Source organism: Streptomyces sp. NPDC012637 (assembly GCF_042954805.1).
In the GTDB taxonomy this organism is placed as follows: domain Bacteria; phylum Actinomycetota; class Actinomycetes; order Streptomycetales; family Streptomycetaceae; genus Streptomyces.
Window position 1 is genome coordinate 484,672 of record NZ_JBIBDS010000003.1, and the last position, 22,039, is coordinate 506,710.

The 22,039-nt window shown below is 72.6% G+C and carries 24 protein-coding genes and 1 riboswitch; of the genes, 12 read left to right on the top strand and 12 right to left on the bottom strand.

The window, feature by feature from the left end:
- Positions 1-13: 13 nt before the first annotated feature.
- Positions 14-1,366 (top strand): class II 3-deoxy-7-phosphoheptulonate synthase, encoded by a 1,353-nt coding sequence (locus ACFY8W_RS15240; protein ID WP_391104914.1) that lies wholly within the window; start codon positions 14-16, stop codon positions 1,364-1,366.
- A gap of 122 nt (positions 1,367-1,488) precedes the next feature.
- Complete coding sequence (locus tag ACFY8W_RS15245) at positions 1,489-1,761, top strand: (2Fe-2S)-binding protein (RefSeq protein ID WP_391104916.1); 273 nt, start codon at positions 1,489-1,491, stop codon at positions 1,759-1,761.
- Between the two features lie 27 nt (positions 1,762-1,788).
- Here the strand turns inward: ACFY8W_RS15245 and bfr are convergent, their stop codons facing one another.
- Entirely contained in the window at positions 1,789-2,265 is a 477-nt protein-coding gene (gene bfr / locus ACFY8W_RS15250) for a bacterioferritin (RefSeq protein ID WP_309549481.1), read from the bottom strand.
- 188 nt (positions 2,266-2,453) lie between these two features.
- Here bfr and ACFY8W_RS15255 point away from each other — a divergent pair, with 188 nt between their 5' ends.
- On the top strand, positions 2,454-3,095 hold the full coding sequence (locus tag ACFY8W_RS15255) for a sulfite oxidase-like oxidoreductase (protein ID WP_386865010.1): 642 nt from the start codon (positions 2,454-2,456) through the stop codon (positions 3,093-3,095).
- Positions 3,096-3,160: 65 nt separating this feature from the next.
- On the opposite strand, the gene ACFY8W_RS15260 is transcribed toward ACFY8W_RS15255, so the two are convergent.
- Entirely contained in the window at positions 3,161-3,595 is a 435-nt protein-coding gene (locus ACFY8W_RS15260) for a DUF4396 domain-containing protein (RefSeq protein ID WP_391104918.1), read from the bottom strand.
- A gap of 6 nt (positions 3,596-3,601) precedes the next feature.
- Between ACFY8W_RS15260 and ACFY8W_RS15265 the strand changes: the two genes are divergently transcribed.
- A complete protein-coding gene (locus ACFY8W_RS15265; RefSeq protein WP_391104920.1) occupies positions 3,602-3,793 on the top strand; it encodes a hypothetical protein in 192 nt (63 codons plus the stop codon).
- A gap of 56 nt (positions 3,794-3,849) precedes the next feature.
- On the opposite strand, the gene ACFY8W_RS15270 is transcribed toward ACFY8W_RS15265, so the two are convergent.
- From ACFY8W_RS15270 to thiO, 5 genes are all read right to left on the bottom strand, one after another.
- Complete coding sequence (locus ACFY8W_RS15270; RefSeq protein ID WP_391104922.1) at positions 3,850-4,701, bottom strand: deoxyribonuclease IV; 852 nt, start codon at positions 4,699-4,701, stop codon at positions 3,850-3,852.
- A 6-nt stretch (positions 4,702-4,707) separates the two neighbouring features.
- Entirely contained in the window at positions 4,708-6,612 is a 1,905-nt protein-coding gene (pknB, locus tag ACFY8W_RS15275) for a Stk1 family PASTA domain-containing Ser/Thr kinase (protein ID WP_391104924.1), read from the bottom strand.
- Between the two features lie 197 nt (positions 6,613-6,809).
- Positions 6,810-7,604, bottom strand: coding sequence for a thiazole synthase (locus ACFY8W_RS15280; RefSeq protein WP_391104926.1), 795 nt, complete (start codon positions 7,602-7,604; stop codon positions 6,810-6,812).
- Positions 7,605-7,609: 5 nt separating this feature from the next.
- Positions 7,610-7,822, bottom strand: a complete 213-nt coding sequence (gene thiS, locus ACFY8W_RS15285; RefSeq protein WP_391104928.1) for a sulfur carrier protein ThiS — start codon at positions 7,820-7,822, stop codon at positions 7,610-7,612.
- Positions 7,819-9,012 carry a glycine oxidase ThiO gene (gene thiO / locus ACFY8W_RS15290; RefSeq protein WP_391104929.1) on the bottom strand — a complete coding sequence of 398 codons (1,194 nt, stop codon included), beginning with the start codon at positions 9,010-9,012 and terminating at the stop codon, positions 7,819-7,821. The genes thiS and thiO overlap by 4 nt, the downstream gene beginning before the upstream one ends.
- A riboswitch (TPP riboswitch) is annotated at positions 9,010-9,122 on the bottom strand. (Overlaps the previous gene by 3 nt.)
- 83 nt (positions 9,123-9,205) lie before the next feature.
- Here thiO and ACFY8W_RS15295 point away from each other — a divergent pair.
- The 5 genes from ACFY8W_RS15295 (at position 9,206) to ACFY8W_RS15315 (ending at position 13,560) form a co-directional block, all read left to right on the top strand.
- On the top strand, positions 9,206-10,495 hold the full coding sequence (locus tag ACFY8W_RS15295) for an FAD-dependent oxidoreductase (RefSeq protein ID WP_391104931.1): 1,290 nt from the start codon (positions 9,206-9,208) through the stop codon (positions 10,493-10,495).
- Positions 10,496-10,538: 43 nt separating this feature from the next.
- On the top strand, positions 10,539-10,913 hold the full coding sequence (locus ACFY8W_RS15300) for an Rv2175c family DNA-binding protein (RefSeq protein WP_391104933.1): 375 nt from the start codon (positions 10,539-10,541) through the stop codon (positions 10,911-10,913).
- 121 nt (positions 10,914-11,034) lie between these two features.
- Positions 11,035-11,685, top strand: coding sequence for a thiamine phosphate synthase (gene thiE, locus ACFY8W_RS15305; protein WP_391104935.1), 651 nt, complete (start codon positions 11,035-11,037; stop codon positions 11,683-11,685).
- Between the two features lie 138 nt (positions 11,686-11,823).
- On the top strand, positions 11,824-12,741 hold the full coding sequence (metF, locus tag ACFY8W_RS15310; RefSeq protein WP_384422023.1) for a methylenetetrahydrofolate reductase [NAD(P)H]: 918 nt from the start codon (positions 11,824-11,826) through the stop codon (positions 12,739-12,741).
- Between the two features lie 51 nt (positions 12,742-12,792).
- Positions 12,793-13,560 carry a hypothetical protein gene (locus ACFY8W_RS15315; RefSeq protein WP_391104937.1) on the top strand — a complete coding sequence of 256 codons (768 nt, stop codon included), beginning with the start codon at positions 12,793-12,795 and terminating at the stop codon, positions 13,558-13,560.
- 7 nt (positions 13,561-13,567) lie between these two features.
- Here the strand turns inward: ACFY8W_RS15315 and ACFY8W_RS15320 are convergent, their stop codons facing one another.
- The 5 genes from ACFY8W_RS15320 to ACFY8W_RS15340 form a co-directional block, all read right to left on the bottom strand.
- Positions 13,568-15,001, bottom strand: coding sequence for an FAD-dependent oxidoreductase (locus ACFY8W_RS15320; RefSeq protein ID WP_391104939.1), 1,434 nt, complete (start codon positions 14,999-15,001; stop codon positions 13,568-13,570).
- A 10-nt stretch (positions 15,002-15,011) separates the two neighbouring features.
- On the bottom strand, positions 15,012-15,626 hold the full coding sequence (locus ACFY8W_RS15325; protein WP_391104941.1) for a DUF4126 family protein: 615 nt from the start codon (positions 15,624-15,626) through the stop codon (positions 15,012-15,014).
- Between the two features lie 309 nt (positions 15,627-15,935).
- Positions 15,936-16,544, bottom strand: coding sequence for a TetR family transcriptional regulator (locus ACFY8W_RS15330; protein WP_391104943.1), 609 nt, complete (start codon positions 16,542-16,544; stop codon positions 15,936-15,938).
- A 36-nt stretch (positions 16,545-16,580) separates the two neighbouring features.
- The gene (locus ACFY8W_RS15335; RefSeq protein WP_391104945.1) at positions 16,581-18,674 is read right to left on the bottom strand and encodes a YhgE/Pip family protein; all 2,094 of its coding nucleotides are present in this window, start codon (positions 18,672-18,674) and stop codon (positions 16,581-16,583) included.
- The gene (locus ACFY8W_RS15340) at positions 18,661-19,635 is read right to left on the bottom strand and encodes an ATP-binding cassette domain-containing protein (RefSeq protein WP_391104947.1); all 975 of its coding nucleotides are present in this window, start codon (positions 19,633-19,635) and stop codon (positions 18,661-18,663) included. Before ACFY8W_RS15340 ends, ACFY8W_RS15335 begins: the two co-directional genes overlap by 14 nt.
- Before the next feature lie 167 nt (positions 19,636-19,802).
- Here ACFY8W_RS15340 and ACFY8W_RS15345 point away from each other — a divergent pair, with 167 nt between their 5' ends.
- The 3 genes from ACFY8W_RS15345 (at position 19,803) to ACFY8W_RS15355 (ending at position 21,935) form a co-directional block, all read left to right on the top strand.
- A complete protein-coding gene (locus ACFY8W_RS15345; RefSeq protein WP_391104949.1) occupies positions 19,803-20,333 on the top strand; it encodes an SAV_6107 family HEPN domain-containing protein in 531 nt (176 codons plus the stop codon).
- An 84-nt stretch (positions 20,334-20,417) separates the two neighbouring features.
- Positions 20,418-21,206: a methyltransferase gene (locus ACFY8W_RS15350; RefSeq protein ID WP_391104951.1), complete on the top strand. Its 789-nt coding sequence runs from the start codon at positions 20,418-20,420 to the stop codon at positions 21,204-21,206.
- 330 nt (positions 21,207-21,536) lie between these two features.
- Positions 21,537-21,935: a DUF3040 domain-containing protein gene (locus ACFY8W_RS15355; protein ID WP_384422039.1), complete on the top strand. Its 399-nt coding sequence runs from the start codon at positions 21,537-21,539 to the stop codon at positions 21,933-21,935.
- The last annotated feature ends 104 nt before the right edge of the window (positions 21,936-22,039 follow it).

Here is a 22,039-nt window from a genome sequence, read left to right on the forward strand (position 1 = left end):
GTACTGTTGTCGCGTGACCGTGAACGCTGATACCCACGCCGTCGCCAAGGCGACCTGGCGAGACCTGCCCGCGGCGCAGCAGCCCGAGTACCCCGATGCCGAGGCTCTGCGCGATGTGATCGCGGACCTCGAGTCGTATCCTCCGCTCGTCTTTGCCGGCGAGTGCGACCAGCTGCGCGCCCGGATGGGAGCCGTCGCCCGTGGCGAGGCGTTCCTCCTTCAGGGTGGCGACTGCGCCGAGGCCTTCGACGCCGTTTCCGCCGACCACATCCGAGCCAAGCTGAAGACCCTGCTCCAGATGAGCGCCGTCCTCACGTACGCGGCCTCCGTGCCCGTCGTCAAGGTCGGCCGCATCGCCGGGCAGTACTCCAAGCCGCGCTCGAAGCCGACCGAGACCCGCGACGGCGTGACGCTCCCGACCTACCGGGGCGACTCCGTCAACGGCTTCGACTTCACCGAGGCCGCCCGCATCCCGGACCCCGAGCGCCTGAAGCGGATGTACAACGCCTCCGCGTCGACGCTCAACCTGGTCCGCGCCTTCACCACGGGTGGCTACGCCGACCTGCGCCAGGTGCACGCCTGGAACCAGGACTTCGTGAAGTCCTCCCCGTCGGGCCAGCGCTACGAGCAGCTGGCGCGCGAGATCGACAACGCGCTGAACTTCATGAAGGCCTGTGGCACCGACCCGGCCGAGTTCCGCGCGGTGGAGTTCTACGCCTCGCACGAGGCGCTGCTCCTCGACTACGAGGGCGCGCTGACGCGCACCGACTCGCGCACCGGCAAGCTGTACGACACCTCCGGCCACATGGTCTGGATCGGTGAGCGCACCCGCCAGCTCGACCACGCCCACATCGAGTTCGCCTCGCAGATCGCGAACCCGATCGGCATCAAGCTGGGTCCGACGACCACTCCGGAAGAGGCGCTGACGTACATCGAGCGCCTGGACCCGGACCGCGAGCCGGGCCGGCTGACCTTCATCGTGCGCATGGGCGCCGACAAGGTCCGCGACAAGCTCCCCGAGCTGGTCGAGAAGGTCACCGCCTCGGGCGCGACGGTCGCCTGGGTGACCGACCCGATGCACGGCAACACCTTCGAGGCGGCCTCGGGCCACAAGACCCGTCGCTTCGACGACGTGCTCGACGAGGTCAAGGGCTTCTTCGAGGTCCACAAGGAGCTGGGCACCCACCCGGGCGGCATCCACGTCGAGCTCACCGGTGACGACGTCACCGAGTGCGTGGGCGGCGGCGACGAGATCTTCGTCGACGACCTGCACCAGCGCTACGAGACGGCCTGCGACCCGCGGCTCAACCGGAGCCAGTCGCTCGACCTCGCGTTCCTCGTGGCCGAGATGTACCGCGATCAGTAAGTAGCTTCCTACGACAGTGGGGCGCGGATCCTTGTGATCCGCGCCCCACTGTCGTATCGGGGACTTTTGCGCCCCCGGACCGCCGGGTAAGGTTAGGTTAGCCTTATCGATCTAGGCGGGAGGTGAACCGCGTGTACGTCTGCTCATGTTTCGCAGTGACGGAGAAGCAGGTCAAGGAGCATGCCGAGGCCGGCGCCTGCACGCCTCGCCAGATCGCCTCCGCCTGCAAGGCAGGCACCGACTGTGGTTCGTGTGTACGACGCATTCAGGCCATTCTCGGGCGCGGCAACTGCCCGCGCCGTGAGCTGCTGGACCAGGGCATGCCGGCACTGGCGGCGGAGGTCACCGAGGTGACCGAGACCGCCGAGGTCGCGCAGCTGCGCGAAGCCGCCTGAGGCCGTCTTCGGGCGCGGCCGCCGGGGTCAGCTCGGCTGCTCGATGAGGGTGGAGCAGTACAGCGCCTCGCCCAGCTGCTCGATCAGCTCCAGCTGCGTGTCGAGGTAGTCGATGTGGTGCTCCTCGTCCGCCAGGATCTCCTCGAAGAGGTTCGCCGAGGTGATGTCCCCCTTGGCGCGCATGACCTCGATCCCGCGCTTGAGCCGGTCGATCGCCTCCACCTCGACCTGGCGGTCGGCCTCGAACATCTCCTTGACCGTCTGGCCGACGCGGACGTGGAAGAGCCGCTGGTAGTTGGGCAGGCCGTCGAGCATGAGGATGCGCTCGGTCAGCTTGTCCGCGTGCTTCATCTCGTCGATGGACTCTTCGCGGGTGTACTTGGCGAGCTTGGTCCAGCCCTTGTTGTCCTGGATGCGGTAGTGCAGCCAGTACTGGTTGATCGCCGTCAGCTCGCCGGTCAGCTGCTCGTTGAGGAATTCGAGGACCTCGGGGTCGCCCTGCATCGCTTCAGGATCCTTCCACGCATGTCGGTGCCGCCACTGGGCAGGATGGCCGCATCCTCGCAGCGCGAATGGGTGGCGTCCAGTAAGTGCAGGCTTACTGTGGGTTGCCTTAATTGTCAGAATATCCCCAAAGATGTCGAGGCATGGCTGGTCATGACCACCCCTCGCGGTCTGTCACCATGGATGACATGGGTCAGCCGGAGGGCGGAGCACGCCGGGAAACAGGAGTGGCGGTTTCGTCGGATCTGCCGCCGGGGCAGCGGCTCCAGCGCGGCTGGCCGGTGACCCACTACGGCCCCGTTCCCCGGTTCAAGCCGGAGCGCTGGGAGTTCCGGGTCTTCGGGGCGACCGCCGACGGCGACAAGCGCTGCTGGAACCACGAGGAGTTCTCGGCGCTGCCCTTCGCCACCGTCGTGGCCGATCTGCACTGCGTGACGAAATTCAGCATGCTCGGGGCCGAATGGGGCGGTGTGCCCGCCCGTACGCTCCTGGAACTCGCCCCGCCCGCGCCGAACGTCACCCACGTCATGGTCTGGGCGGAGTACGGCTACAGCGCCAACATGCGGCTCGCCGACTTCGCCTCGGAGCGCACGATCTTCGCCACCCACAAGGACGGCGAACTGCTCACCGCCGAGCACGGTTTCCCGCTGCGGCTCGTGGTGCCGCACCTGTACGCCTGGAAGGGGCCCAAGTGGGTCCGCGGTGTGGAGTACATGGCCGCCGACCGGCGGGGCTTCTGGGAGGAGCGCGGGTACCACAACATCGGTGACCCGTGGACGGAGCAGCGCTACTCGTACCAGGAGGAGCCGGGCGACGGCCCTGAGCTCTAGGCCGGTTCCTTCGGATCGGGCCCGGACGCGGCCGGGATCCGGACGGCCTGGCGGCCCTGTCGTGCCTAGTGGTGGTACTGGTGGACGACGGCGTGGCCCTTGCCGCGGCCGATCATCCACTTGTTGACCGGCGTGGTGATCACGAAGGCGGCGGCCAGCGCGATGGCGAGCACGATCCAGAACAGCGGCTCGGAGAGGTGGGCGTCCATGGCGCCGGGCCACAGGGCGATCACACCGTTGTCGATGATCTCCATGACCGCGATGGACAGCGTGTCGGCGGCGAGCGCGACCTTGAACGCGGTCTTGAAGTCGACGCCGGCCTTCAGGATGCCGCGCAGGGTGAGCGCGTAGCCGAAGAAGAACGCCAGGATGATCGCGAGCACCATCGTCGGCAGGTTGCCCCAGCCGAGCGCCGTGCCGATGACCATGCCCAGCACCTCACCGATGGCGCAGCCGGTGAGGCAGTGGAGCGTGGCCTGGGCGGCCATCGACCAGGACACCTTGCCGTGCCCGTGGTGGTGCTGGTGCTGCTCGTGACCCTCGTGAGCCGTGTGGCCCGCGTGGCCTGCGTGCTGGTCGTGAGCGCTGTGCTGCCCATGAGCTGCGTGGTGCTCGTGGTGCTCATGGCCCTCGTGGGTCTGGTGCTGTTCGTGGTGGGCGTGCGCTTCGTGCTGCATGGTGCCCCCAAGTTCGGGTAGCGGTTCCTCCGTACTCGGGAACCGTATACCCCCCTAGGGTATTCCTCAACGGGAATTCAGACCCGCAGCTTCTTCAGCAGCTCCACGTCCGCCCGGTGCCCCTGTGGCCCACCGGGCGTCTCGATGATCAACGGAACGCCGTCGGTCGCGGGGTGGCCCAGCAGATTCCGGAAGGCGTCCTGGCCGATGTGACCGGCCCCGATGTTGGCGTGCCGGTCCTTGTGCGCGCCCACGACGTCCTTGGAGTCGTTGGCGTGGATCAGCTTCAGCCGGCCCTCGCCGACCACCGCCACCAGCTCGTCGAGCGTGCGCGCCGCGCCGTCGGGGCCGGTCAGGTCGTGGCCCGCGGCGAAGATGTGGCAGGTGTCGAGACAGACGCCCAGCCTGGGATGGCGGTCGAGGGCCTCGAAGTACGGGCCGAAGTCCTCCGCCGTCGAGCAGAGCGAGAAGCCCTGCCCGGCCGTCGACTCGATGAGCAGGTCCGGGTCGTCCTCGTGCGTCAGCTCGTCGAGCAGCGGCAGCATCCGCTCCCGCACCTGCGCCAGGGCCTCGGCGCGCGGCCGGCCCCCGGTCGCCGAGCCGGTGTGCACGACCACGCCCCTGGCGCCGATCTGCCGCGCGCGGCGCAGTGAGTGCCGCAGCGACTCCACCGACTTCTCCACGGTCGCCTCGGTGTGCGAGCCGAAGTTGATCAGGTACGGGGCGTGGACCCAGGCCGACAGGCCCTCGGCCGCGCAGCCGGCCCGGAACAGCTCGTCCTGGGCCGGGTTGCCGGCCGGCGTGGCCCAGCCGCGCGGGTTGGCGACGAAGACCTGCACCGTCTCCGCGCCGAGCTCCCGGGCGTAACCGAGACCGACCGTGGCGAGACCGCCGGCCACGGGGACATGGCCGCCGACGGGGTTGCGCATGAGTTCCTACAGTCCCTTGATCGTGACGGTGATGGTGGAGCCCTCGGCGGCGGTGGAGCCGCCGTCGACGGACTGGCCGGTGACCGTGTCGCCGAGGAACGGGAACGTCTTCTCGACCTTCACCTCGAAGCCGGCGTCCTCCAGCTCGGTGCGGGCCTCGTCGGTCGACATGCCGACCACGTCCGGGACCTCGACCATCTTCGGCCCCTTGGAGACGGTCAGGGTGATCGTGTCGCCCTTCGCCGCCCGGCTGCCCTCGGCGAGGGACTGCGCGGCGACGGAACCGGCCTCCTCGGGCGAGTTGATCTTCTCCGGAGCGACGGCCACCTTCAGACCGGCCTCCTGGAGCAGGGCGGTGGCGTCCTCGACCGACTCGCCGGTGACGGCGGGGACGTCGATCGGCGTGCCCTTGCTGACCACGAGCGCGACGGCCGAGTCGGGGCCGCGCTCGGTGCCCGGCTCCGGGTCGGAGCCGATCACGGCGCCCTGCGCGACGGAGTCGCTGAACTCGTACGTGACCACGCCGGTCGCCAGGCCCTCCTCGGCCAGGGTCTTCCTGGCCTCGGCGAGCGGCGTGCCCTTCAGGTTCGGGACCTTCACGATCTTCGGGCCGCGGGACAGGGTGAGCGTCACCGTGCCGTTGCCGCGGATGCGCTCGCCGGGCGCCGGGTCGACCGCCATGACGGTGCCGCGCTCGTACACGTCGCTGAACGCCCGCTCCGTCGTGCCCACGTCGAGCCCGGCGTCGGCCAGGCGCTTCGTGGCCTGCGCCTCGGTCTGGCCGAGGACGGCGGGGACGCGGGTGAACTGGCCGGAGTTGATGTACCAGACGCCGGTCCCGATGCCGAGGGCGAGCAGGACGGCGGCGACGACGAGGAGCGGCCCGCGTGGACGGCGCCGCGGGGCGGGCGGCGCCGCCGTGGCTGCGGCGACCGGTGGGGGCAGCAGGCTGGTGTGCTCCACGGGGAGCGGCCGGACGCGCGGGATGACGGAGGTCGGGTCCTCCCCGCCGCCGTCCTCCGCCGCCTGGGCACGGGCCTGCGGGGGCACGGCGTCGAGCTGCTCGTCGCCGAGCGCGGCACGGGCCTCCCGGGTCCGCGCGAGGAGGTCCACCGCGTCGTACGGCCGGAGGTCGGGATTCCGCGCCGTCGCGCCCGCCACCAGCTCGTCCAGCTCCACGGCGAGGCCGGGGACGGCGGCGGAGGGCGCGGGGACGTCGGTGTTCAGGTGCTGGTAGAGCACCTGGGCGGGGGTGTCCCCGGAGTGCGGCTTGCCGCCGGTGAGCATCTCGTAGAGGACCACGCCGCACGCGTACACGTCGGCGCGGGTGTCGGCGGTGCCGTGCTCGATCTGCTCCGGCGCGAGGTACGAGACGGTGCCGAGGACCGAGCCGGTGGTGTCGGTGACCGAGCCCACGGCCCGTACGAGCCCGAAGTCGGCGACCTTCACCCGGCCGTCGTCCCCTATCAGGACGTTCTCCGGCTTCATGTCGCGGTGCACGAACCCGGCCCGGTGCGCGGCGCCGAGGGCGGCGAGCACCGGCTCCAGGACGTCGAGCGCGGCCCGGGGAGCGAGCGCGCCGCGCTCGCGCAGGACGTCGCGGAGGGTGCAGCCGGCGACGTACTCCATCGCGAGGTAGACGTACGCGCCGTCCGCGCCCTGGTCGAAGACCCCGACGACGTTGGGGTGCGCGAGCCGTGCGACGGACTTGGCCTCCCGCATGAACCGTTCCACGAACGCGGCGTCCGTGGCGAGGTCCGGGTGCATCACCTTGAGCGCGAGCACCCGGTCGAGCCGGGTGTCCACGGCCCGGTAGACCGTGGCCATCCCGCCGACGGCGACACGCGCGTCGACGCGGTAGCGGCCGTCGAGCAGCCGCCCGACGAGGGGGTCCTGAAGGGTCGTGTCCACGGCGTCGAGTCTACGAGGGCCCCGGACCCGCCCCGGCCCCCGCGCCCCGTACTGCAGCGCAGCTGTGACGAGCGGGCGGGCGGGGCGAGCCGCAGCGACGGCCGGGTCCGGGGCCTGCCCGGGGGGTCGGGGCCCGCCCGGGCCTGTCCGGGGCAGGAGCCTGCCCGAGGCCCGGGCCTGTCCAGGGGCGGCGGTCCCTAGAAGGCGGGGCGTTCCGGGTCGAGGCGGGCGCGGCCGGCGTGCGGGGAGGAGGGCTCGGCGAAGTGGCGGCGCGGGATGCGGCCCGCGCGGTGGGCCAGGCGGCCCGCCTCCACCGCGTGCCGCATCGCCTCGGCCATCAGGACGGGCTCCTGCGCCCGCGTGACCGCCGACGCCAGCATCACCGCCGCGCAGCCCAGCTCCATCGCCTGCGCCGCGTCCGACGCCGTCCCCGCCCCCGCGTCCAGGATCACCGGCACGCCCGCCCGGTCCGCGATCAGCTCGAAGTTGTGCGGGTTGCGGATGCCCAGGCCGGAACCGATCGGCGAGCCCAGCGGCATGATCGCAGCGCAGCCGACGTCCTCCAGCTTCCGCGCGAGGACCGGGTCGTCGTTGGTGTACGGCAGCACGACGAAGCCGTCGTCCACGAGGGTCTCGGCGGCGGCGAGGAGCTCCTCGCCGTCCGGCAGCAGGGTCCGCTCGTCGGCGATGACCTCCAGCTTGATCCACTCGGTGCCCAGGGCCTCCCGGGCGAGCCGGGCGGTGAGCACCGCCTCGCCCGCCGTGAAGCAGCCCGCCGTGTTCGGCAGCACCCGGATGCCGAGCCGCTCCAGGACCGACAGGACCGAACCCCGGACCGTCGGGTCCAGCCGGCGCATCGCGACCGTCGTCAGCTCCGTGCCGCTCGCGACGAGCGAGCGTTCCAGGACGTCGAGGCTGGGCGCGCCGCCCGTACCCATGATCAGACGGGACGAGAACTCCGTACCGCCCAGCAGGAACACGTCGTCGGACATTGCGCTCATCCTCCCTGCACCGCGGTCAGGACCTCGACCCGGTCGCCGTCGCCGAGCAGCGTCGCTGCCCACTGGCTGCGCGGGACCACGGTCTCGTTGACGGCGGCGGCCACTCCGGACGGCGCCGTGGTGAGGGTGGCGACGAGGGCGTCGAGGGAGAGCGGGCCCTGCAGGGCCCGGGGCTCCCCGTTCACGGAGACGGACAGGGGCGCGTTCATGCGTGCTCCAGGTGCGCGGAGGAGAAGCGGCGGGCGGTGAAGGGGCGTGCCTCGTCCGGCAGCGCGCCGGTGGTCAGCGCCTCCGCCATGACGTCGCCGGTGACCGGGGTGAGCAGCACCCCGTTGCGGTAGTGGCCGGTGGCCAGGTGCAGCCCGGGCAGGGCGCTCGGGCCGAGCAGCGGCGCGTTGTCGGGCGAGCCGGGACGCAGCCCGGCGCGGGTCTCGGTGAGCGGCAGCTCGGTGATGCCGGGGACCAGCTCGTGCGCGTCGCGCAGCAGCTCGTACACCCCGCCGGCGGTGACGGTGGTGTCCCAGCCGAGCTCCTCGCTGGTCGCGCCGACGACCAGCTCGCCGTTCTCGCGCGGCACGAGGTAGACATGGCTGCCGCGGACGACCGCCCGGACCGTCCGGGAGAGGAACGGCGCGTACGCGGGCGGCACCCGCAGCCGCAGCACCTGCCCCTTCACGGGCCGCACGGGCGGCAGGACCCGCTCCGGCACCCCGGCGAGCCGTCCGCTCATGCTGCCGGCGGCGAGCACCACCTGCTCGGCGGCCTGCTCGGTGCCGTCCGCGAGCACCGCGCCCGCGGCCCGGTCCCGTTCCACCGTGAGCCGCTCCGCGAGCGAGCGGTGGAAGACCACCCCGGCCCGCTCGCACGCCACCACGAGCGCGTCGGCGAGCCGCCGGGGATCGACCTGGTGGTCGCCGTCCACGCGCAGCCCGCCCCGCACGCCCGGGGCCAGCATCGGTTCGAGGCGGCGGCACTCGCGGCCGCTCAGCCACTCGGAGGCGAGCCCGCAGCGGGTCTGCAGGGCGTGGAGTTCGCGCAGGTGGGCCCGGTCGTCGGCGTCGAGCGCGACGGCGAGGGTGCCGCAGGCGCGGTAGCCGACGTCCATGCCGCCGGTCGCCTCGGCGAGTTCGGCGACGAAGTCCGGATAGCGGCGGGCGGAGGCCAGGTTGAGGCCGAGCAGGGTCTCCTCGCCGTAGTGGAGTTCGGTGACGGCGGCGAGCATGCCCGCCGCCACCCGGGCGGCCCCGCCGCCCGGTTCGGGGTCGGCCACCGCGGTGCGCAGTCCGCGCTGCGCGGCGCGCCAGGCCGTGACCAGGCCGATGATGCCGCCTCCGACGACGAGAACGTCCGAGGTGGTGCGTGTGCTGCGGGTACCGCCGGTACTGCGTGTACGCGACATGGGCGTCCAGCCCCTCCCTTCGCCGGCATGACCCGGATCAGGTTCGTACGGTCGGAGGCCGGCCAGCCTCCCTCTCAGCCCGGTCCGTCCGGGCTCCCGCGAGTGCTCTACGGCGGCCAGACTAACCGCCGGGGCCGGACCGCCACAGGACCCCTCCCTTCCTGACGGTCCGTCAGGTGAATACAGTGGTCGGGTGAGCGAGCAGAGCGAGCAGCAGCAGGCCGGGGACCAGTCGCAGCAGCAGTCACCCGACCGGACCGAACGGCACGTCGTGATCGTCGGCGCCGGGATGGCAGGCGTCCAGACCGCCGTCGCCCTGCGCGAGCGGGGCTTCACCGGACCCGTCACCCTCATCGGCGCCGAACCCCACCAGCCCTACGACCGGCCGCCGCTGTCCAAGGCGGTGCTGCTCGGCAAGGCCGAGGACTCCGCCTTCGACGTCGACTTCGCCGCCCTCGACGTCGACCTCCGCCTCGGCGTCGAGGTCACCGGACTGCGCGCCGCCGACCACGAGGTCGACACCGAGGCCGGGCCCGTCCCGTACGACGTCCTCGTCGTCGCCACCGGCGCCCACCCGCTCACCCTGCCCGGCTCCGAAGGCGTCCCCGGCGTCCATCTGCTGCGCACCCTCGACGACGCCGCCCGGCTCAAGCCCGTCCTGGAACGCCGCCACGGCATCGTGGTCGTCGGCGCCGGCTGGATCGGCGCGGAGTTCACCACCGCCGCCCGGCAGGCCGGCTGCGCCGTCACCGTCGTCGAGGCCGCCGGCCGCCCGCTCCCCGGAGCGCTCCCCGCCGAGGTCACCGCGCCCATGGCCGCCTGGTACGCCGAGAGCGGCGCCGAACTCCGGCTCCACGCGCGCGTGGAGCACGTCGAGGAGGGGCGCGTCGTCCTCACGGCCGACTCCGACGACTTCGGCGCCACCGGCGAGGCCCGTGAGCTGCCCGCCGACGCCGTCGTCGTCGGCATCGGCGCCCGCCCCGCAACCGGCTGGCTCGAAGGCTCCGGCGCCGCCCTCGACCCCAGTGGCGCGCTCACCGCCGACGCCCACCTGCGCACCTCGCTGCCCGACGTGTACGCCGTCGGCGACTGCGCCTCCTTCCCGTCCGCCCGCTACGGCGAACGGCTCCTCGTCCACCACTGGGACAACGCCCTCCAGGGCCCCCGCACCGTCGCCGCCGGCATCGTCGGCGAGGCGCCCGAGCCGTACGACCCGGTGCCCTACTTCTGGTCCGAGCAGTTCGGCCGCTTCGTCCAGTACGCCGGACACCACGGCGCCGCCGACACCCTGCTGTGGCGCGGCGACCCGGCCGAGGAGGCCTGGACGGTCCTGTGGCTGCGCGGCGAGACCCCGGTCGCCCTGCTCGCCGTCGGCCGGCCGCGCGACCTGGCCCAGGGCCGCAGGCTGATCGAGCACGGCACCGCCGTCGACCCGGCGAGGGCCGCCGACCCCTCCGTACCCCTGAAGGCGGCAGTCCGGTAGGGCCCGACTACCGACTGTCAGTCCGGGATGGCAGGCTTGTCCCGTGACCGAGATTGACGCAAAGACCGATGCTCTCGTCCCCGCCTGGCTCTACCTCCCCGACATCGCGGAGATGCTCGACATCGAGGTGACGCGCGTACGGCAGCTGGTCAAGGAGGGCCAGCTCATCGCCGTCCGACGCGAAGTGCGCCCCGGCGAGAAGATCCTCCAGGTGCCTGCCGCCTTCATCCAGGACGGCAAGGTCGTCAAGGGCCTCGCCGGGACCCTGACGCTCCTGCGGGACGACGGCTTCAGCGACGAAGAGATGCTGGAGTGGCTCTTCACTCCGGACCCGACCCTGCCCGGCACGCCCGCGCAGGCCCTCGGCGAGAATCGCGGCACGGAGGTGAAGCGCCGCGCCCAGGCGCTCGCCGTCTGACGGCCGGCGCCGTCCGACGTACGCTCGCCGAGCCGCACCGAAGACACCACCACTGGTGCCGGGCCGCCGGCCGACTCCGGTCGGCGGCCCGGCACCGGCACCACCCGACGGGGGGACCCACATGCCCACGCCTCGCGCGCAGCTCGCCGACGCCCGGCTCTACCTGTGCACCGACGCCCGGAAGCGCCAGGGTGACCTGCCCGCCTTCCTCGACGCCGTGCTCTCCTCCGGCGTCGACATCGTGCAGCTCCGCGACAAGGGCATGGAGGCCGGCGAGGAGCTGGAGCACCTCGCCGTGTTCGCCGAGGCCTGCCGCCGGCACGGCAAGCTCCTCGCCGTCAACGACCGGGCCGACGTCGCCCACGCCACCAGCTCCGACGTGCTCCACCTCGGCCAGGGCGACCTGCCCGTGCCCGCCGCCCGGGCGATCCTGGGCGACGAGGTGCTGATCGGCCGCTCCTGCCACGCCGAGGAGGAGGCGGCCGCGGCCGCCGCCGAGCCCGGCGTGGACTACTTCTGCACCGGCCCCTGCTGGCCGACCCCCACCAAGCCCGGGCGGTACGCGCCGGGCCTCGGCCTCGTGCGGTACGCGGCGGGCCTGGCCCAGGACCGGCCCTGGTTCGCCATCGGCGGCATCGACGAGACCAACCTGGACGAGGTCCTCGACGCCGGCGCCCGCCGGATCGTCGTCGTCCGCGCGATCACCGAGGCCGACGACCCCGCCGCCGCCACGGCCTCCCTCGCGAAGCGGGTCCGCGAGCGCCTGGCCTGAGCTCGGCACGGGAGCGGGGCCCGCCCGGGTCCACATCGTGGTCACGGGGGCCCGGTGGCTTGTGCACGGTGTCCTGAAACATGTCCAGAACGCGGACTCGACTTCACTCGACTCCTGGACCCCGTCTAACCTGCCCGTATGGCCCTTGGTACCGCTTCCGTCCGCTCGGACCGCGCACGCACGGTCCGCGACATCCTCGCCTCCGGTGGCACGTCGTACTCGTTCGAGTTCTTCGCCCCCCGGAGCGAGAAGAGCGAGCAGAGCCTCTGGAACGCCATGCGCCGGATCGAAGCGGTCGCCCCCAGCTTCGTCTCCGTCACCTACGGCGCCGGCGGCTCCACCCGCGGCGGCACGGTCAAGGCCACCCAGAAGATCGCCTCCGACACCACCCTCACCCCGGTCGCCCACCTCACCGCCGTCGACCACTCGATCGCCGAACTCCGCAACATCCTCGGCCAGTACGCCGACGCGGGCATCCGGAACATGCTCGCCGTGCGCGGCGACCCGCCGGGCGACCCGCTCGGCGAGTGGGTCGCCCATCCGGAGGGCGTCCACTACGCCGCAGACCTCGTCCGGCTGATCAAGGAGTCGGGCGACTTCTGCGTCGGCGTCGCCGCCTTCCCGGAGATGCACCCGCGTTCCACGGACTGGGACACCGACGTCCGCCACTTCGTCGACAAGTGCAAGGCCGGCGCCGACTACGCGATCACCCAGATGTTCTTCGACCCGGAGGCCTACCTGCGGCTGCGCGACAGCGTGCAGAAGGCCGGCTGCGAGACGCCGATCATCCCCGAGGTGATGCCCGTCGTGAGCGTCCGGACCCTGGAACGGCTGCCCGTCCTGAGCAACGCCCTCTTCCCCGAGAATGTGAAAGAACGCATCCTCGCGGTCAAGGACGATCCGGCCGCTGTACGCTCCATGGGCATCGAGTTCGCGACGGAGTTCTGCGCGCGGCTGCTGTCCGAGGGTGTCCCAGGGCTGCACTTCATCACGCTGAACAACTCCAGGGCGACGCTCGAGATCTACGAGAATCTCGGACTGCACCAGCAGTCGTGACCGGTCGTACCCGCCCCTACCCGCGGCGGTGGCCGTAGGAGAGGGGCGGGCATGTGGTGGACGGTCCTCTACATCGCTTTCGGTGTCGTGGCGCTGTGGCTGCTGGGTGAGGTGCTGCTGCAGTACAAGGCGCGGCTGCGCTGGCGGCTGCTCGCCTTCAGCGGCTTCCTCGGCGTCGTCCTCGGCGTGCTGCTGCCCTCGGTCCTGGTGATCGTCGCCGGCGCGATCGCCTTCGCCGTCGGCCAGACCTACGTCACGCTCTCCTTCCGGCGCGGCTTCTCCACCGGCTGGGCCCTGGGCGGCAGCCCGGGCGCGAGCCGCCGCCGCAGGTCCGGGCCCGCGGCGAAGGAGGGGCCGACCCTCGAGGTCAGCGACCTCGCCTACGAGCCGCTGGACCAGGACGCGGACCAGGACGGCTTCGCGGCCGCCGGGACCGCCGCCGTGTACGAGCCCGAGCCGATGCCCGAGGACACCGGCCAGTACGCGGTCTACGGCACCTCCTACGACCAGCAGCACCAGCAGTCGCCGTACGCCGACCCGTACGCCGCCGGGTACGACCAGCAGCACGCGTACGACTACGGCACCGGCGGTCAGCAGCAGTACGCGGCCTACTCCGACCCGTACATCGGCCAGCAGGCGTACACCGACGGCGGCCAGCAGTACGGCTCGTACCCGCAGCAGCCGTACGCCGACCCGTACGCGCCCTCCTACACCTACGACACGCCGCCCGGCGGCGTGTGGGTGCCGCAGCAGCGCGACACCGAGCAGCAGGAACAGCAGCAGTACGGCTACGGCGAGGACCAGCAGTACCGCTACTGACGGGCCCTCACCGCGAGCCGCGGAAGTCCGCGCCCTCCACGATCAGCCCGGCGACCAGCGCACCCGACATCCCGGCGTGCGCGAGCCCGCCGCCGGGGTGGGACCAGCCGCCGGCGAAGTGGAGGCCGGGCAGCAGGGAGACGTTGCCCGACGGCAGGTACCGCCCGCCCGCTCCCGCCAGGGCGGGCCCGGGCACCTCGGCGACGCCGGTCTCGCGGAGCGTGTGCTCCGGCGTGCGGACCTCCTGCCAGAGCAGCCGCTCCCGGAGCCCCGGCACGGCCGCCTCGGCCTGCCGCAGCATCCGCCCGGCGAACGCGTTCCAGTCCTGCCCGCCTGCGGTGCGGACGGTCGCCGTGACCGTCACCGACTCGTGGGCGTCGTCCGGGCGCAGCTCCGGGTCGTCCGGCCGCAGGACGGTCACCGTCGGCAGGGCGCCGGAGGCGTGCACCACCGTGCGGTGCACCGCACCGGACTCCCGGGCCCCGCGCAGGGCCAGACAGACCGTCACCCGGCCGGTCGCCTCCCCACGGGACGGCCGGAGTTCCGCGCCGTCCGGAGGAAGCATCCGGTCCTCGTCGTGGTGCAGGGGCACCGGCGCGCCCGACACCACGTGGTCCGCGTCGACGGTCTCCCCGCCGGCCAGCTCGACCCCGCAGGCCTTCCCGTCCTTCTCCAGGACCTTCACGACGTGCGCGTCGAAGACGAACTCCACCCGCCGCTGCACGCACCGCTCGTACACCGCGTCCGCCAGCACCCGCATGCCGCCGGCCACGTACCAGCTGCCGAAGGTCTGCTCCATGTACGGCAGCACGGCCGCCGCGGCCGGCGCGGTCGCCGGGTCGAAGCCGTAGCCCCACGCGTACGAGTCGAGGAGCGCGGCGAGCCGCGGGTCGCGCAGCTCGCGGGCGCCGACCCGGGCGAGCGTGGTCGTCGGACGGCGCAGCAGGCCCGCCTTCAGGGCCGGGTAGGGCTCGCGGCCCAGCGGCGTGAGGTCGGCCGGCTGCGGCTCCTCCAGGAGCGGCCGGCGGGTGCGGTCCCAGGCCTCGCGGGCCCGCACCAGGAACTCGCCCCACCGCTCGCCCGCGCCCGCGCCCAGCGCCGCGTCCAGGGCCGAGACGGTCCCGGCGCGCGACGCGTTGGGCAGGTCGACGCGGGTGCCGTCGGCGAAGACGTGGCGGCTCGCCGGGTCGACCTGGCCGAGCGTCACGCACTCCTCGAGCGGCTGCTTGCCGGTCTTGACGAACAGGTCGCGGTAGACGGCGGGCAGGTGCAGCAGACCGGGACCGGTGTCGAAGCCGAAGCCGTCGCGCGTGAGGCGGCGGACGCCGCCGCCGTACGTCTCGCCGCTCTCGTACACCGTCACGCGGTGGCCCGCCACGGCCAGCCGTGCGGCTGCCGCCATGGCGCCGAGCCCCGCGCCGATCACCACAATCCGTGCCATGTCAGGGACTCTAGCCGCCCCCGCCGACAGCCCGGTCGGCCAGGCGCCGCTCCTCCCGTCGCTGTGCCCGGCGTCGCCGGAAGCGGCGGATGCGGTGGGCGAGGAAGGCCAGTATCGCCAGGCCGAGCACGAGCAGCACGGCCGCCACGACCGCCGCCGCGACCGGATGGAATATGGCGAAGGTGATGATGCCGGCGACGCCGAGGTCCTCCGCCGTGGACATCGCGACGTTGGAGAAGGGCTCCGGCGAGGTGTTGATCGCCATCCGGGTCCCGGCCTTGACGAAGTGGCTCATCAGGGCCGTGGAACCGCCGACCGCGCCCGCCGCCAGCTCCGGCAGCGAACCGGACTGCCCGGCGAGCAGCGCCGCCACCACCGCGCCGCTGACCGGCCGGATCACCGTGTGGACCGAGTCCCACACGGAGTCGACGTACGGGATCTTGTCCGCGACCGCCTCGCACAGGAACAGCACACCGGCGGCGATCAGGACGTCGGGCCGTTGCAGGGCCTCGGGCACCTCGTCGCTGAGGCCGGTGGCGCCGAAGACGCCGAGCAGCAGGACCACCGCGTACGCGTTGATCCCGCTCGCCCAGCCGCTCGTGAAGACCAGGGGGAGTACGGACACGTCCGCGATCGTAGCCAGCCCTGAGTACCCGTACCTAGACGGCGAGATGAGTAGGGATGCGGATGGGCCGTGACCTGCGCGGAAGGGAGAGTGGACCGCACGGAAGGGGCGCGGCTCCGGGACCGCCGGCACGGGGCGGCGGAACGGGGTCGCGCGCCTGCCGGCACGGGGGAACGGGGGTTGCTCTCCGGGGGCGCACGGAAGTGCGAGGGGAGCGCGACACAGCGCCGGTCCGGCGAGGCTCGGGGGGATCGAGCCTCGCCGGACCGGCGCCTTTTTTGGTGGTACGGGGTGCCCGTCCGGTACGGGCTAGCAGCCGCTCACGCGGCCGTGCAGCAGCCGCGAGAGCGCCGCGTGCACGTCGTCCAGGGAGCGCTCGCTCTGGAAGGCCTGCCAGTCCAGCGCGGCCACCAGGACCATGCCGACCAGTGCGGCCGCCGTCAGCTGGACGTCGATCTCCTCGCTCAGCTCGCCGGCCGCCACACCCTCCCGCAGCACGTCCTCGACGACGGCGACGGCCTCCTGACGGACCACCAGGAGGGTCGAGTTCCAGGCCCTTCCGGTGCGCCAGAGCTCGGCCACGTACAGCTGGGTGAAGGCCGGGTAGCGCTGGATGAAGACGAGGCCGGCCCTGATCATCGCGTCCAGCGCCTCGACCCGGCTGCCGCCGCGCTCGGCGGTCTCCTCGGCCGCGGCCCTCAGGGACGCGGCGAGGAGCGAGACGCCGTGCCGCAGCAGCTCCTCGAAGAGCTCGGTCTTGCTCTTGAAGTTGTAGTAGACCGTGCCCTTGGCCACCCCCGCCCGCTCGGCGATCTCGTCGACCGTGGTCGCCGAGAAGCCCTGCTCGGCGATGAGGGTGACGGCCGCCTCGTAGAGCTTGGCGCGGGTGGCCTGCCGTCTGGTGCTGCTGCTGTCCATGGCTCGATTCTCACAGGTCCGCCGGAGGGTACCGGCCTAGAGCGACAGTTCCGGGTGGAGCCGGTCCAGGCTCCACACCTGCTTGCGGCGGGCGGAGAGCGCGGTCAGTGCGAGCGCGCCCACGGTGAACGCGGTGAGGACCGCGACCGCCTGCCAGACCGGTCCGATGCCGCCGCCCGTGATCAGCCGGCGCAGCGCCTCGACGACGTACGTCATCGGCAGGTACGGGTGGATCGCGTTGAAGAAGCCCGGGCTGGTCTGGACGGGGTAGGTGCCGCCCGCCGAGGTCAGCTGGAGCATCAGGACCGCGAGCACCAGGATCCGCCCCGCCGCGCCGAAGCGGGCGTTGAGCCACTGGATGATGGCGGCGAAGCAGCAGGTCACCAGCGCGAGGAAGCCGACCGTGCCGGCGGCCCTCGCCATCTGCAGACCGAGGCCCCAGTGGAGCACGGACATCAGCGCGCCCACCTGGAGGACGCCGATCGCGGCGACGGGCAGCCAGCCGGCGAGCGCGATCCGCCAGGCGGAGGCGCCGGCGGCGAGGGCACGCCGGTTGAGCGGCTGGATGATCATGTACGCGACCATCGCGCCGACCCAGAGGGAGAGCGGGATGAAGTACGGGGCGAAGCCGGTGCCGTAGTTGGGCGCCTTGTGCATCGACTGGGCGGCGAGCTTGACCGGGTCGGCCATCACCTCGGTGCGGCGGTCGCGTTCCTGCTTGTCGTAGTCGGGGATCTTCTTCACGCCGTCGCTGAGCCCGGTGGCCAGCTCGCCCGAGCCGTCGGCCAGCTTGAACAGGCCGCCGTCGAGCTCGCCCGCGCCCTTCTTGAGCCTGCCGACGCCGGTGTCCAGGCTCGACGAGCCGGTGCGGGCGCTGGTGAGGCCGGTGTGCAGCCGGCCGGCGCCGTCCGCGACCTGGTGGGCGCCCTTGTTGAGCTCGTTGATCTTCTTGATGGCGCCCTCGATGTCCTCGTCGAGGTGCGGGGCGCGCCGGGCCAGCTCGTCGGCGTCCTTCTTGAGCTTGGTGAGCCGGGTGTCCAGGGTCTTCAGGTCGCCCTTGGCGTCCTTGGTCAGCTCGTGCAGGTCGTCGGCGATCTTCGCGACGTCGGCGGCGGTCACCGAGGCCTTCTTGAGGAGCTCGCAGCCCTTGGCGTCCTTCAGCGGGTCGAGGCTGGTCACGCACTGCTTGCGGTAGTACGCCGACAGCTCGTCGTCGGCCACGTGGGCCGCCTCGCGGGCGACCGGGGCCCGGCGCACCAGGTCGTCCAGGTTGTGCTGGACGGCGGAGGCCGAGTCGGAGACGAGCCGGGCGGTGTCGCGGATCGACTTGCCGTTGTTCGCCAGGTACGGGCGGACCTGGTCGGCCTTGGCGTTCACCTTGTCGGCGAGCTGCTGGGTGCCGTTGGCGACCTTGCGGGAGCCGGTCTCCAGGTCCTTGGCGCCCTTGTCGAGCTTCGTGATGCCCGAGGCGAGGTCGCCGCTGCCCTTCTTGGCGTCCTTCAGGCCGTCGGCCAGCTTCTTGGAGCCGGCCTTCGCCTTGTCGGCGCCGTCCTTGAGGTCACCCGCGCCCTTGGCCGCCTCGGCGGTGGCGTCGTGCAGGTCGGAGAAGGAGATGAAGATCTTGTCCAGGAAGGTGCGCGAGGACTTGGTGGAGGCGGCGGTGCGCACCTCGGAGAAGACCGTGCGGGAGATCTGGCCGACGATGTAGTTGTTGGCGTCGTTCGTGCGGACCCTGAGCGCGCCGGCCTCGGGGGAGTCGCCGGAGCTGGAGGCGATGCGCTCGCTGAAGTCGGCCGGCATGGTCAGGGAGAGGTAGTACGTCCCGTCCTCGACGCCCTCGCGGGCCTCCTCGTCGCCGACCTCGTGCCACTCGAAGACGGCGCTCTCGCGCAGCTTCTCGGTGATGTCGGCGCCCGCGGTGATCTTCTGACCGCCGGTGGTGGCGCCCTTGTCCTCGTTGACCAGGGCGACGGGGATCTTGTCGAGCCGGCTGTACGGGTCCCAGAACGACCACAGGTACAGCGCGCCGTACAGCAGCGGCAGCAGCAGGATCGCGACCATCGCGGCCCGCGGGAGCTTCCCCCTGCCGAACCGCTTCAGCTCGAGCGCGGCGAGCTTATGCGAGCCCATCGGCGTCCCCCTTCTCGGTCTTCGTGGCGGTCGTGTCGTCTTCGGTGGCTTCGGTGGCTTCGGTGGCTTCGGTGGCTTCGGTGGCCGAGGGGGCTTCGGTGGCCGGGGTGGCCGTCGTGGCCGGGGCCTTGGTGGCCCTGACAGCCTTGGTGACCTCGGGGGCCTCAGCGGGCTCAGCGGCCCCGGTGGCCTCGGTGGCATCAGCGGGCTCGGCGGCCTCAGGGGCTTCTGCGGGCCTGTCGGCCGCCGTCCTGGCCGGGGCCGTGGAGACGCGGAGGGAGCCTTCCGGGGCCTCGCTGCACACGGCGAGGACGGTGGTGCCGGAGGCGGCGACGGAGCGCAGCAGGCCCCAGGCCTCGGCGCGGTCGGCGTCGGAGAGCTTGAGGTCGGTGTCGTCCAGGGCGAGCAGCCGGGGCCGGCCGATGAACGCGAGCGCGACGGAGAGCCGCAGCGCCTCCAGCCGCTCCAGGTCCCGTACCGAGGTCCGCTCGCCCTTCGGCAGGGCGTCGACGTCCAGGCCCGCGGCGGCCAGGGCCTCGTCGATCCGGGTCCGGGCGGTGGCGGCGCGCTCGCCGGCGGGGCGCAGCAGGGCCTTCAGCGAGCCGTCGAAGCGGCGCTGGAGCAGGGCCCGCTCGCGCAGGTGCTCGGCGACGGTGAGGGCCGGGTCGAGGTCGCTCACGCCCGGCACGGGGCCGAGCGCGGCGATCCGGCGCACGGCGGCCATCTTGCGCGGCAGCCGGAAGCCGGCGACGTCCGCGTGGCCCTCGTGGGTCTTCATCCGGCCGGTGAGCGCGAGCAGCAGGCAGGTACGGCCCGAGCCGGACGGGCCCTCGATCGCGACGAGGGTCCCGGGGGCGGCCTCGAAGCCGACCCCGCGGAACGCCCAGCCGCGCGGGCCCTTCAGGCCGAAACCGTCCGCGACGACGGCGGCGCCGTACGGCTCGTCCGGGTTCGCGTCCACGATCCCCCCTCGGTATGGAAACGTCTTTTGAACTGACCAGTCAGTGCAAAAAGTTACCGCCCAGTTGGCGAAGAGGCAAAATCCCAGGTCAGCCGGATTGTCAGTGGGGCCGTGCACGATGAACACATACGGCCACAGCGCCGTCACCCGACGACAGGAGGCTCGTCATGGCCGGCCACAACGCCGCAGCCACGTCCCGGCGCCGCACCGGATCGCGCCCCGCCCCCGCCCAGCTCGGACCCGCGTCCGACATCCACCCGGTCCTGCGCCGCTCCTCGGCACCGCCCGCAGCCCTCGACCTGCTCGCCAAGGCCAGGGCCGGACTCGACGAGGCCGCCGCGCTCGACGTGCCCAACGAGCGGTACGCCACCGCCCACCTCGCCGCCTTGCGCACCGCCGCGGCCGTGCTCGCCGCCCGGGGCCGCCCCGAGAGCGACCCCCGCAAGCGGGCCCGCATCCGCAGCACCTGGGAGGTGCTGCCCGAGATAGCGCCCGAGCTCACCGAGTGGAGCGCGCTCTTCGCCTCCGGTGCCGAGCGCCGGGCCCGTGCCGAGGCCGGCATCACCGGCGCCGCGAGCCGCCGCGACGCCGACGACCTGATCCGCGCCGCCGCCGTGTTTCTGCGCCTCGTCGAGCGGCTCCTGGTCCTCCAGCCGGTGCTGCCGCGCCAGCCGGCCGCAGGGGAGGCCGCCGGATGACCGGAACCGGCCGGATGATCGGGAGAGGAGAGCCGAGGCCATAGGGTGGAGGCGTTCGTACCCGTCACCGAGGAGTCAACAGCCGTGTCGGACCCTTCCCCTGTCTCCGGTCGAGAGGCGACCTCGCGCCCGTCGCGTGCCTCCCTGCGCACCGCCGTCGTGTGGGACGTCCTCAAAGACGCCTTGGACCGCCGGGTCAAGGCCACCGGGAAGGACAGCCTCGATGTCCTCGACACGGGCGGCGGCTCCGGCAACTTCGCGGTGCCCGTGGCCCGGCTCGGCCACCGGGTGACCGTCGTCGACCCCAGCCCCAACGCGCTCTTCGCGCTCGAGCGGCGCGCCGCCGAGGCGGGCGTAGCCGACCGGGTCCAGGGCGTCCAGGGCGACATCCGCGGCCTGTTCGACGTGGTCGAGCGCGAGGGCTTCGACTCCGTGCTGTGCCACGGCGTCCTGGAGTACGTGGACGACCCCGCCGAGGGCGTCCGCAACGCCACGGCCGCGCTGCGCGCCGGCGGCAGCCTCAGCCTGCTCGCCGCCGGGCTCGGCGGTGCCGTCCTGGCCCGCGCACTCGCCGGGCACTTCACCGAGGCCCGGCACGCGCTGAGCGACCCGGCCGGCCGATGGGGCGAGGGCGACCCGGTGCCCCGGCGGTTCACCGCCGAGCAGCTCACCGAGCTCGCCGCCGAAGCCGGTCTCGACGTCGGCGCCGTGCACGGCGTGCGGGTCTTCGCCGACCTGGTCCCCGGCGTCCTGGTCGACACCGAGCCGGGTGCCGCCGAGGCCCTGCTCAGGCTGGAGGCCGCGGCCGCCGAGCTGCCGTCCTTCCACGCCATCGCGACCCAGCTGCACGTCCTCGGCGAGAAGCACGGCTGAGCGGGACCGCGCCGGTCGCGGCCGGCCACCCGCACGGCGGTGCCCCGGAGCCTGCGCCCCGGGGCACCGCCGTATGCGCTGAGCAGCGACGCAGCCGCAGATGGAGTACGCCACAGCCCGCCCGAACGGGGACTTGTCCCCGTATGATCGAGGGACACCATCCGGCATGACGGGCAGGGGGCTGGGGAATCAACGCCTCAGCATCCGATCCGCATGGCGGCCCGGATTGGCGATTTGGCATTGAGGGCGGGTTTCACGGGGGCGATTCCCTGCCTATCCTGAAAGGGCCGCAAACCGGTCGCCCCCGCGACCGACGACGAGGAGGACTCCGTGCCGCTCTCGGAGCACGAGCAGCGAATGCTCGAGCAGATGGAGCGAGCGCTGTACGCCGAAGATCCCAAGTTCGCGACAGCGCTCGAGGGAAGCGGGCTGCGTACGTACACCCGGCGACGGGTCTACCAGGCAGTCGCCGGCTTCCTGGTGGGTATCGCGCTCCTCATGGCCGGAATGGTCGCTCAGCAGATCTGGATCAGCGTGGTGGGATTCCTCGTCATGCTGGGCTGCGCGGTCCTGGCGGTCACCGGATGGCGCAAGGCGCCCAAGCCGGGTGAGCATGTGCGGGGAGCCGCCGGAGGCGGCCGTCAGTCCCGACAGCGACGCTCGATGATGACCCGCATCGAAGAACGGTGGCAGCGCCGCCGCGACGAACAGCAGGGCGGCCACCACTGAGGCGGCCCGCCCGACCGGCGGTCTGAGACCGTCGACCGAGCACGAAACGCTGTGGGCCCGCACCGTCAGGTGCGGGCCCACAGCGTTTCGTGCGTCCGGGGTTC